The organism is Lacrimispora amygdalina, assembly GCF_003432035.1.
In the GTDB taxonomy this organism is placed as follows: Bacteria; Bacillota; Clostridia; order Lachnospirales; family Lachnospiraceae; genus Lacrimispora; species Lacrimispora amygdalina.
On record NZ_QOHO01000054.1, the window covers coordinates 1 to 9,838 of the forward strand.

General features: G+C 46.1%; 12 protein-coding genes and 2 pseudogenes. 12 read left to right on the plus strand and 2 right to left on the minus strand.

Annotation, left to right across the window (positions count from 1 at the left end):
* Positions 1-144 precede the first annotated feature (144 nt).
* Both DS742_RS30025 and DS742_RS17060 read left to right on the plus strand, forming a co-directional pair.
* Positions 145-354 (plus strand): 4Fe-4S binding protein, encoded by a 210-nt coding sequence (locus tag DS742_RS30025; RefSeq protein ID WP_117418188.1) that lies wholly within the window; start codon positions 145-147, stop codon positions 352-354.
* Entirely contained in the window at positions 351-944 is a 594-nt protein-coding gene (locus tag DS742_RS17060; RefSeq protein ID WP_117418189.1) for a 4Fe-4S binding protein, read from the plus strand. The genes DS742_RS30025 and DS742_RS17060 overlap by 4 nt, the downstream gene beginning before the upstream one ends.
* 70 nt (positions 945-1,014) lie before the next feature.
* On the opposite strand, the gene ltrA is transcribed toward DS742_RS17060, so the two are convergent.
* Together ltrA and DS742_RS17075 are read right to left on the minus strand one after the other, a co-directional pair.
* Positions 1,015-2,427, minus strand: a complete 1,413-nt coding sequence (ltrA, locus tag DS742_RS17065; protein WP_117418190.1) for a group II intron reverse transcriptase/maturase — start codon at positions 2,425-2,427, stop codon at positions 1,015-1,017.
* A 452-nt stretch (positions 2,428-2,879) separates the two neighbouring features.
* Positions 2,880-3,536: a Crp/Fnr family transcriptional regulator gene (locus tag DS742_RS17075; protein ID WP_170313498.1), complete on the minus strand. Its 657-nt coding sequence runs from the start codon at positions 3,534-3,536 to the stop codon at positions 2,880-2,882.
* Between the two features lie 135 nt (positions 3,537-3,671).
* Here DS742_RS17075 and DS742_RS17080 point away from each other — a divergent pair, with 135 nt between their 5' ends.
* From DS742_RS17080 to DS742_RS17115, 10 genes and pseudogenes are all read left to right on the plus strand, one after another.
* On the plus strand, positions 3,672-4,442 hold the full coding sequence (locus tag DS742_RS17080; RefSeq protein ID WP_117418191.1) for a NifB/NifX family molybdenum-iron cluster-binding protein: 771 nt from the start codon (positions 3,672-3,674) through the stop codon (positions 4,440-4,442).
* A 69-nt stretch (positions 4,443-4,511) separates the two neighbouring features.
* Positions 4,512-5,141, plus strand: coding sequence for a rubredoxin (locus DS742_RS30030; RefSeq protein WP_117418192.1), 630 nt, complete (start codon positions 4,512-4,514; stop codon positions 5,139-5,141).
* A 2-nt stretch (positions 5,142-5,143) separates the two neighbouring features.
* A pseudogene (locus DS742_RS30035) lies at positions 5,144-5,713 on the plus strand (ATP-binding protein); the annotation flags it as partial.
* An 18-nt stretch (positions 5,714-5,731) separates the two neighbouring features.
* Positions 5,732-6,292, plus strand: coding sequence for a rubrerythrin (rbr, locus tag DS742_RS30040; RefSeq protein ID WP_367575508.1), 561 nt, complete (start codon positions 5,732-5,734; stop codon positions 6,290-6,292).
* A gap of 19 nt (positions 6,293-6,311) precedes the next feature.
* Complete coding sequence (locus tag DS742_RS17095; RefSeq protein ID WP_117418194.1) at positions 6,312-6,689, plus strand: desulfoferrodoxin family protein; 378 nt, start codon at positions 6,312-6,314, stop codon at positions 6,687-6,689.
* A gap of 53 nt (positions 6,690-6,742) precedes the next feature.
* The gene (locus DS742_RS17100) at positions 6,743-7,693 is read left to right on the plus strand and encodes a hypothetical protein (RefSeq protein WP_117418195.1); all 951 of its coding nucleotides are present in this window, start codon (positions 6,743-6,745) and stop codon (positions 7,691-7,693) included.
* A 2-nt stretch (positions 7,694-7,695) separates the two neighbouring features.
* Positions 7,696-8,001 carry a hypothetical protein gene (locus DS742_RS17105; RefSeq protein ID WP_117418196.1) on the plus strand — a complete coding sequence of 102 codons (306 nt, stop codon included), beginning with the start codon at positions 7,696-7,698 and terminating at the stop codon, positions 7,999-8,001.
* Positions 8,002-8,098: 97 nt separating this feature from the next.
* Positions 8,099-8,392, plus strand: a pseudogene (locus tag DS742_RS29525) (thioredoxin family protein); the annotation flags it as partial.
* Positions 8,393-8,458: 66 nt separating this feature from the next.
* On the plus strand, positions 8,459-9,364 hold the full coding sequence (gene trxB, locus DS742_RS17110; protein ID WP_227148473.1) for a thioredoxin-disulfide reductase: 906 nt from the start codon (positions 8,459-8,461) through the stop codon (positions 9,362-9,364).
* Between the two features lies 1 nt (position 9,365).
* Positions 9,366-9,581, plus strand: coding sequence for a DUF6132 family protein (locus DS742_RS17115; protein ID WP_117418198.1), 216 nt, complete (start codon positions 9,366-9,368; stop codon positions 9,579-9,581).
* The last annotated feature ends 257 nt before the right edge of the window (positions 9,582-9,838 follow it).

Sequence of the window (9,838 nt, forward strand, 5' to 3'; positions counted from 1 at the left end):
TATTGTACCGAGATACAAGAATGCCCCACATTTCCTGTATCATTGGAAATGTGGGGTAGGTATTGCTTTGGTGATGTCATCACGGAAGAATATCATGCTTTCTGCTATAATACCAACTGTCAAAGGAACATGGGGAGGGCTATTATGACGGCGATCAAAAAGAAACGAAAGGCATTCGTGGATCAGGAGTATTGCGTTGCTTGCGGATGTTGTGTTAAGGTTTGCCCCCTTGGGGCAATTCAAATCAGGCAAGGTGTGGCTGCACAGGTGAATTTGGAAAAATGCGTTGGGTGCGGCAAGTGTGCAAAGGAATGTCCGGCAAGCGTAATTGTAATTCAGGAGGCAGAGGCATGAGCAAGCAGAAAAAGCGTTGGTATGATTATCTCTGGATCGCATCGCTGACCTACTTAGTACTGGGATTCTTTAATATCTTGTTTGCGTGGCTGGGGCTGATTTGTTTTCTTGTTCCACTGATTATTTCCATAGCCAAAGGAACAAAAGGATATTGTAACCGCTACTGCGGACGGGGACAACTTTTCGGCATCTTGGGTGGACGCTTCGGACTATCACGGAAAAAGGATATTCCTAGGTGGATGAAAAGCAAATGGTTTCGGTACGGTTTCCTGATTTTCTTTTTTGTGATGTTTTTTCAGATGCTCTGGAATACTTATTTGGTTTTTGCAGGAGCGCAGGACTTAAAACAAGTCGTGACACTGCTCTGGACATTCAAATTACCTTGGAATTGGGCATATCACGGGACACTGTTCCACCCGGGCGTTGCACAGTTTGCCTTTGGCTTTTACAGCGTGATGCTGACTTCAACCGTGCTTGGACTGATTACGATGGTACTGTATAAGCCACGAAGCTGGTGCGTTTACTGCCCGATGGGTACAATGACGCAGCTTATTTGTAAGGTAAAGGACAAAAAAGACGGAATCGGGTAGGAGGTAGATAATTAATTTATCTACCGTCCTCCCACACCACCGTACATACGGTTCCGTATACGGCGGTTCTTTAGTTTTCATAAACTATCAGATAATAGTCAAGCATGGAGGTAAATCCTAGCTTGGCTATTATTCTATTTGAGAATACTGAATTCAGAACTTTAGCCATCCTCCAATATCCTTTTCTACTACAAGCGAGTTCTTTTGCTTTCCAATGCTCCATTCCCAATGCTTTCAACATCCGGTATTTTGTTTTGATTTTCTTCCACTGTTTCCAATAGACTGCTCGTATTCTGCGTCTAGCCCATTCATCTATGCCCTTGAGAAGTTTCTTCATATCTGCGAGTTTGAAGTACTCTATCCATCCTCTCACAAACTGTTGGTATTTATCTTCTCTCGATGCGTTGCTCATACCATTGTTTCGGTCTGTCAGATTTCGTATTACATCTTTCATCTTTGTTATGGACTTCGGATGTACTCTAAATCTACATTTACCTCTATATCTATAGAATGTATATCCAAGATATTTAACTTTACTGATGTGAGCGACTTGCGTTTTCTTCCTATTCACTTTCAGAAACAGCTTTTCCTCAATGAATGGTATAATGTTTTTCAAGGTTCTTTCTGCACTCTTTTTGCTCTTACAGAAAATCATGCAATCATCTGCGTATCGGACAAACCTATGTCCTCTGCTTTCAATTTCCTTGTCCAACTCATTTAGCATGATGTTACTTAGCAATGGACTTAATGGTCCTCCTTGTGGCATTCCGACCTCTGTTTTCTCAAATACCCCTTTTGCTATCACTCCAGCATTGAGGTATTTGTGTATCAATGAGATAACTTTGCCATCCTTGATGGTTCTTCCCAATACCTCAATCAGCTTACTCTGGCATACGGTATCAAAGAACTTTTCCAAATCCATATCTACCACATATACGTAGCCTTCGTTTACATTCTTTTGGCATTGTTTCAGTGCACCGTGTGCACCTCTTTTCGGACGAAAGCCAAAACTGTTTTCTGTAAACTGCTCCTCGTAGATAGGAGTTAGTTCTTGTGTGATTGCTTGTTGGATAACTCGGTCAACCACGGTTGGGACTCCAAGCTTTCTAAACTCGCCTTTCGTTTCTTTTGGTATTTCTACCCTTCGAACTGGGTTTGGCTTAAATCTACCTCCCTTTATCTCTTGAATTAAGGTTTCTTGGTTTTCCTTTAAGTAGGGTAGAAGTTCATCCACCTGCATTCCATCCGTTCCACCTGCTCCTTTATTTGATTTTACTCGCTTATACGCCTTGTTGAGGTTATCTTTTCGCAAAATCAATTCCATGAGATTATTCGTCCAATAGTCTGTGATGATACCGCTCTTTTCAGTAATCTTCCCGTAGTCGAACACTTCTGCATACTCTTTCTGTTCCGCAGATACCATTTGCAGATAGTCCTCAATATGAAGTTGTCTGTTCTTAAATCTACTTTCAGTTACTTTCATTGCTTGTACCTCCTAAAGTTCAGCCCTTCACCGACGTTTGCAACCATCGGTTTACTATGGCTTCTGCTGACTTCTCGCCATTCGTTGTTACTACAGGCTTCATACTCTGTTTCCACTTGCTGACGAGACCTCCCTGGGTACCACACGTCACTTTCTCTCCATCTATCTGCCACATTTACTATAGTTAATTCCGAGTAGTTATTGGACTTTGACTTGTTTAGCAACCTTATCCTTAACTATAGCCTGATGCGATTTCTGTTCGTCAGACCAGAGATTTGCCTCCACCTTCCTTCAGATTCCACCTCACGATGGACACCCTTGGTCTTGGCTATATCCTTCCCACTACTAGGGCGGATTCGGAACTTTCATCCGTTAGTGACGTGCGCCGCCAGGCGCACTAAAACAATCGCCATCGGTACATACATACCGGTGGCGATTTCGCAACGATTTCATTATTCGCTCAGTCCCCGGAGTTTCTCTTCGTCTGTGATGGTCACAGTACCACGAGTCAGCTTGACCATACCCTCGTTCTGGAAATAGCGAAGCATTCGGGTAACTACCTCACGGGCGGTACCCATGTGGCTCGCAATGGTTTCATGGGTAATCTTGAGGATGTTTGTTCCCTCTAAGCTGCATTCCTCCAGCAGAAATCCTGCCAGCCTTTTATCAAAGCTTTTCCACATGATCTGCTCCATGAGCCACATGACCTCAGAAAAACGGGTTGCCATAATTTCGTTGGTAAAATTAGCTACCACAGCAGACTCTTTCATAATGCGCTGATAAGTGTCAGCAGAAATAACCCACATCGTGGTATCCTTCTGCGCCTCAATGGTAATCTCAAACTGAATGCTGTTCATCATACAGGAGGCGGAAAACAGGCAAATGTCCCGATCAAACAAACGATAGAGGCTAATCTCCCGTCCTTCATCGGAAAGAATATAGGCACGAAGCTGTCCGTTTCTTACCAGCAGAAGACCAGTACACTCCACAGTTCCGTTGTGAATCACAGTCCCTTTGTCCACTTTTCGTAAAACTGCATTTCGCTCCAAAATCTGCTGCTGGGTCGGTGTCAGTTTGTTCCAAATTGGAAAATAGGATGAAAAATCCATGGGTACACCTCCTTGAATACACATAGTATAAAATAATTTATAGCATATGTCAATAATTCCGTTGACATATGGGAAAGGAAGATATACAATGATCATATAAATGGCATATGCCGTAAATAATATGGAGGTGAATCTATGCCAAGACCGAGAAAATGTAGAAAAGTATGTTGTCTGCCAGATAATGATGGTTTTGTTCCGGTTCGTGGCGGCGAGGAACTGACTCCCATTGTCCTGAATGTGGATGAGTATGAAGCTATTCGTCTGATTGACCGTGAAGGTTTTTCTCAAGAGCAATGCGGAGAGTATATGCATATTGCCAGAACAACGGTTCAGCAGATTTATGCAGCTGCCCGCAAAAAACTGGCCGATACGCTGGTTGAGGGACTTCCTCTGCGAATCGAGGGAGGGGATTTTACACTCTGTAGCGGTAACAGCGCAGCCTACGGGTGCAGAAATTGCTATCAGCAAAAAATCCATCCGATGCACAAAAAACCGAAAGGAGATCATATTATGAGAATCGCAGTTACTTACGAAAACGGAGAAATCTTTCAGCACTTCGGTCACACCGAACAGTTCAAAATCTATGATGTGGAAGATGGAAATATCATTTCGTCTGAGGTTATGGATGCGGGCGGCAGCGGCCATGGTGCGCTGGCAGGATTTCTGAGCGCCCTGAAGGTGGATGTCCTGATCTGCGGCGGTATTGGCGGCGGTGCGCAGATGGCGCTCAGCGATGCGGGTGTCCGGCTTTACGGTGGTGTTTCCGGAAGCGCTGATGTAGCAGCAGAAGCGCTGGTAGCAGGTGAGCTGGACTTCAATCCCAATGTCCGGTGTGATCATCACGACCACCATGGGGAAGGTCACTCTTGCGGTTCCCACGGCTGCGATCATCACTCCTGCGGCTAAATAGGTGATAAAGTCACGGAATTTGTGTCGTGATTTGGTAAAATATAGACAAAGGAGGCGGTAAAATCTATGAAACAATATGTTTGCAGCATTTGTGGCTACGTTTACGATGAAGCTGTCGGTGGCAAATGGGAAGACCTTCCTGCCGATTGGAAGTGTCCCCTCTGCGGAGCAGGCAAAGACGCTTTCAAACCCAAAGAAGAAAAAACAGCGTCCCAGGAGGTACTTGAAAAGCCCCATGTGGACAAGGAACTCTCTCCAATGGAAATGAGCATCATCTGCTCTAATCTGGCCCGTGGCTGCGAAAAGCAGTATCTGCCCCAGCAGGCAGATGATTTCAGAAAACTGGCAGAGTTCTTCAGAAGCAAGGCTGCGCCCGTCGAGGAGGCCAGCACAGCCAAGCTGCTGGATCTCATCGAACAGGATCTCTCTGTGGGATATCCTTACGGCAATGCAGTAGCCGGTGAAAAGCCGGATCGGGGTAGTCTGCGCTCTCTGGTGTGGAGTGAAAAGGTTACCCGAATGCTCCAATCTCTGCTGACTCGATATGAATCTGAGGGAGATAAGATGTTGAAAAACACCGGTGTCTGGGTTTGTACGGTCTGTGGTTTTGTTTATGTGGGCGACACAGCCCCAGAGCTTTGTCCCGTGTGTAAGGTTCCCAGTTGGAAATTTGAAAAAGTGGAAGGGAGGACATAACTATGGCTGAAAAATATGCAGTAAGAAATCTTCGCTTATGTACTAAGGATTGCCTTTGCCTCTATGTCTGCCCTACCGGAGCGACTGATACAGAGAACAGCATCATTGATCTTGAAAAGTGTATCGGCTGCGGTGCCTGTGCCGAAGCCTGTCCATCCTCTGCAATCTCTATGGTTCCAAAAGAACTTCCGCCCCAGCAGCCGAAAGAAGAAAAAGTTGTCGAAGCACTTCGTGGCTTAGTTCAAAGCAAAGCCAATGCAGAGAACATTGCTTCGCAGCTTCCCGATGTCTTGAGCGTCGCTGTGGAAAAATCCTCTCGCTTGATGGCTGAGGATCTGTGCAGGGAAGCCGGCTTTATGCTGCCTCAGAGCGGTAACACCAGGGCATTCCTGGAAAGCATTAAAACGTATCCCGGCATTCCGGTGGATGCTGTGGAATCTCTGTTAAAAAACATTCAATTCAATGAAAAAATGGAGGAAAAGAAAATGGAAAAATGGAAATGCACAGTCTGCGGTTACATTCACGAAGGCCCTATGACACCTGATTTTAAGTGCCCCATCTGCAAGCAGCCTGCCGACAAGTTTGTGAAGATTGAGGATGCTGCATCTCCTGCAAAAAATCCCTATGCAGGTACCAAGACCGAGAAGAATCTGTGGGAAGCTTTTGCTGGAGAATCTCAGGCCCGCAATAAGTATACTTACTTTGCTTCTGTAGCCAAAAAAGCCGGTTACGAGCAGATTGCCGCTCTGTTCCTGCATACTGCAGAGAACGAGAAGGAGCACGCCAAACTGTGGTTCAAAGCTCTGGGTGAGCTGGGCGATACTGCCGAGAACCTGCTCCATGCTGCTGAAGGTGAGAACGCCGAGTGGACGGATATGTATGACCGCATGGCTCGTGAAGCTGATGAGGAAGGATTCCATGATCTGGCTGAACAGTTCCGTGGCGTAGCTGCCATCGAGAAGATGCACGAGGAGCGCTACCGCAAGCTTTTGAGCAACGTGGAGGCCATGCAGGTGTTTGAGAAGAGCGGCGTTACCATCTGGGAGTGCCGTAACTGCGGACATATCGTAGTAGGAACCAAGGCTCCTGAGATCTGTCCTGTCTGCAAGCATCCTCAGGCATTCTTCGAAGTGCGTGCGGAAAACTATTGATAAAACGGAGGAAATGAAAATGAGTGCAAAGTTTTTTGTCTGTGAACACTGCGGCAATCTGGTGGGTATGATCCATGATGCAGGTGTTCCTATGATGTGCTGCGGTCAGAAAATGACTGCTCTGGTACCCAACACCGTAGAAGCCAGTGGCGAGAAGCACAAGCCTGTGGTTAAGGTAGAGGGCAATACCGTCACCGTCAATGTGGGCAGCGTGGATCATCCGATGCTTTCGGAACACTTCATCGAGTGGGTCTATGTCCAGACCGAAAACGGTGGGCAGCGCAAGGCTCTGAACCCCGATGACAAACCCAATGTCACCTTCTGCTTGGGAGATGATAAAGCGGTTGCGGTTTACGCCTATTGCAATCTCCACGGCCTGTGGATGACTGAAGTGTAAAAAGTATGCCGCCTGTCGGTTTCCGGCAGGCGGTTTTTTACAGGAGGATACCTATGAGTCAAGACAATGCCAGCTTTACCTTTTTACATCGCATAGAGGAAGTAGAACTGAACATTGAGGATGGACGCTGGCAATCTGCTTTGGCATTGGCGCTGACTTTGCCTGATATTTGCGGCGGCATTGATTTCCCAGAAATTGTAAAACGTTATCGGGATGGGCGTGCTGTTCTGGACAGAAATCAGAGACCAACCCGTGATGTAGGAAATCAATATATTCGTTGGTTTGATACATACGCAGCACCTTTCTTTAAAGTCTCTGCGCAGGATATCTCTCCCTATATCTGCGGAGAACGATGCTGGCAGCTTCGGTGCGAATACCTGCACCAGAACAAAGGCTTTGCAAATACTGAGGACAATACCTCGATTCGTTTTCACTTGGGTGTGAATTGCGGAACCTCAGTTTGCCAACTGGATAGAATAAGTTCTGCCAACAGCCTCACGGACATCCGTATTGATATTGAACAGTTTTGCCGAAGAATGTGCCGAGCGGTCAGAGCTTATTATGAAGCAGTACATACAGAGAAAGATTTCAACCTTTATAATACGCCTGTTCTGGATTTTATAAAGGCATCACAAGATGAGAAATCAAATGCTACGATTGCCATTATGTGCAGTGATTCAGCCTATGGGAACGGACTGAGACTGGTACTTCAAAACTTATCCAAACATATCCTTGTATTTGAAACCCCGGAAGCTGCAAGAAAAGAACTTGGCAAGAAAAAGCCTATGCTTTGGATTGTTACAGAACCTCTGACAAAACAGCCAGATCAGCCATGGAGGGCAGATAAAAGAACACCCGTGATTCTTCTGTCCAATCAACCGGAATCGGAAATAGCGATTGAAAAGAATGCGGGTAAATTGACCGTCTTGCCCTTGCCTGTTCTACTGGAAACTCTCCGTAATGCAGTTAAGGCTTATCTTTTGACAAAGGAGGATAAAAGCTAAGAATGATTATTATTATCTTTTCGCTTATCCTGTTGCTTCTTGCTTATTTCCTCTATGTCCAAAAGAAAAAAGTGATATCACTTCAACAGCAGATTGGTGACCTGCAAAATAAAAATAGTATTCTTGAGAAACAAGAGCTTGCAGCTGAACAGCATAACGATTATCTTAGGCAGGAAGCAAACACGGTTCATTTATATGCTTCTCTCTCGCTGGAGGAGACAAGAAAAACATCCATAAAAGAAAAGCAGTCTCAAATCATCCGTTCCAGTGAACATATCCTCGAATTACTTAATAGCGAAAAAGTTTAGAGCGGCAGCAATGCCGCTCTTTTTATGTGATATCATCACCGAAATGTTATTTTAGATTGGCTATACTATGATCAAACAAAGGAAAGGAGCTGGCAATATGGCAGTTATCAATATCAATAGAAATCAATTTGAAGAAATGGTGCATAGCGGAAAAACTGTTTTGGTGGAATTTTCAGCCCCTTGGTGCGTATATTGCCGCCGTCTGGCTCCGGCATTAGAAAGCGTGGCTGAGGAATATAAGGATACGCTGGTATTCACTGCGGTTAACATTGATGATGAGCCGGAATTGGCTGAGGCCGAAGCTATAGAAGTTGTCCCTACTCTGCTGATCTATCACAGCGGACAGGCTCTTGGCTCTATCGTCGCTCCGGAATCCAGGGCGCAGTTGGTGGCGTTCATTGAAGAAACTTTACAGCACCAGACGCAGGAAGCAACTACTGTGCAGCATATTTACGACATGATCGTGGTAGGAGGTGGTCCCGGCGGCTATACCGCAGCCCTTTATGCCGCCAGAGCAGGTATGAACACCGTGGTTTTAGAGAAGTTGTCCGCTGGTGGGCAGATGGCTCTGACCGAGCAAATCGACAACTATCCCGGCTTCGAGGATGGTATCGACGGCTTCTCCCTGGGAGAAAAGATGAAGCGAGGAACGGAACGATTTGGAGTGGAAACCAAGCTGACTGAGGTGCTGTCCCTGGAACTGTCCGGTTCTATAAAGAAAGCGGTGACCAGCGAAGGCCCTATGTACGCAAAGACCATTGTGCTCGCTACCGGAGCTGGCCCCAGAGAGCTGGGTGTTGATGGTGAACAGGAGTTAATCGGCAAAGGTGTCCACTACTGCGCAGCCTGTGACGGAATGTTCTATCGGAACAAAACGGTTGTCATCGCAGGAGGTGGCAATACCGCTGCGGCGGATGCCCTTATCCTCTCCCGTATCTGCAAAAAAGTCATCGTCGTTCACCGGAGAGATACCTTAAAAGCAACAAAGATCTACCATGAGCCTTTGATGAAAACGGAAAATGTAGAATTCCTCTGGGACAGTGAGATCGTCACACTGCTCCATAACGAAAAGCTGACCGGTATCCGGACTCGGAATGTGAAAACCGGAGAGGAAAGCACGCTTGCTTGCGACGGTGTGTTTGTCAGCGTCGGAAGAAAACCTTCCACCGAATTGGTGAAAGATCAGATTACGATTGATCCGGCTGGATACATTATCGCAGATGAGAGTACCTGCACCAACATCCCCGGTGTATTCGCCGTTGGGGATGTCCGCACAAAGGCATTGCGGCAGGTCGTGACTGCTGTAGCCGATGGGGCAACCGCTGTTCACTATGCAGAGGAATATTTAGCAGGAGGAATATGAGATGAAAGAAAATATTAAAAAATGGCTGAAGCCAATTCTATTTACCGCAGGCGGCGCTCTGGTCGGCCTTGCATATTACTACTTTGTGGGATGCTCCACAGGAGCTTGTCCGCTGACTTCTAACCCGTTCATCACGATGGCCCATATGGGCTTTATCGGCTGGCTGTTGTCCGGTGTGTTCGGAAATGGGTGTAGCGGTTCATGCAATATGCAATAACTTTCCTGGAGGAAATCATCACCTTCATATCGCCCTGCCTGCTTCCTATTCTGCCCATCTATATCTCCTATTTTGCAGGCGGTGGGCAGCACACCACAAAAAGACTTTGTTGGGCGCATTGGGATTTGTTAGTGGATTTACCGTAATTTTTGTAGCAATGGGCGCAGAAACCCTGCAGCGAGGAATTGACATGATTATTTCCGACAGGTGATGATCATCATATTATATCAAAGTAAAATACAAAAAAGCAGCCACGA

Bases quoted from the DNA above. Each gene is read 5' to 3' on its own strand.
- DS742_RS17100 (WP_117418195.1), top strand. From the start codon at position 6,743: ATGAGTCAAGACAATGCCAGCTTTACCTTTTTACATCGCATAGAGGAA.
- DS742_RS17115 (WP_117418198.1), top strand. From the start codon at position 9,366: ATGAAAGAAAATATTAAAAAATGGCTGAAGCCAATTCTATTTACCGCA.
- DS742_RS17060 (WP_117418189.1), top strand. From the start codon at position 351: ATGAGCAAGCAGAAAAAGCGTTGGTATGATTATCTCTGGATCGCATCG.
- DS742_RS30030 (WP_117418192.1), top strand. From the start codon at position 4,512: ATGAAACAATATGTTTGCAGCATTTGTGGCTACGTTTACGATGAAGCT.
- trxB (WP_227148473.1), top strand. From the start codon at position 8,459: ATGATCGTGGTAGGAGGTGGTCCCGGCGGCTATACCGCAGCCCTTTAT.
- DS742_RS17105 (WP_117418196.1), top strand. From the start codon at position 7,696: ATGATTATTATTATCTTTTCGCTTATCCTGTTGCTTCTTGCTTATTTC.
- DS742_RS17080 (WP_117418191.1), top strand. From the start codon at position 3,672: ATGCCAAGACCGAGAAAATGTAGAAAAGTATGTTGTCTGCCAGATAAT.
- ltrA (WP_117418190.1), bottom strand. From the start codon at position 2,427: ATGAAAGTAACTGAAAGTAGATTTAAGAACAGACAACTTCATATTGAG.
- DS742_RS17095 (WP_117418194.1), top strand. From the start codon at position 6,312: ATGAGTGCAAAGTTTTTTGTCTGTGAACACTGCGGCAATCTGGTGGGT.
- DS742_RS17075 (WP_170313498.1), bottom strand. From the start codon at position 3,536: ATGGATTTTTCATCCTATTTTCCAATTTGGAACAAACTGACACCGACC.
- DS742_RS30025 (WP_117418188.1), top strand. From the start codon at position 145: ATGACGGCGATCAAAAAGAAACGAAAGGCATTCGTGGATCAGGAGTAT.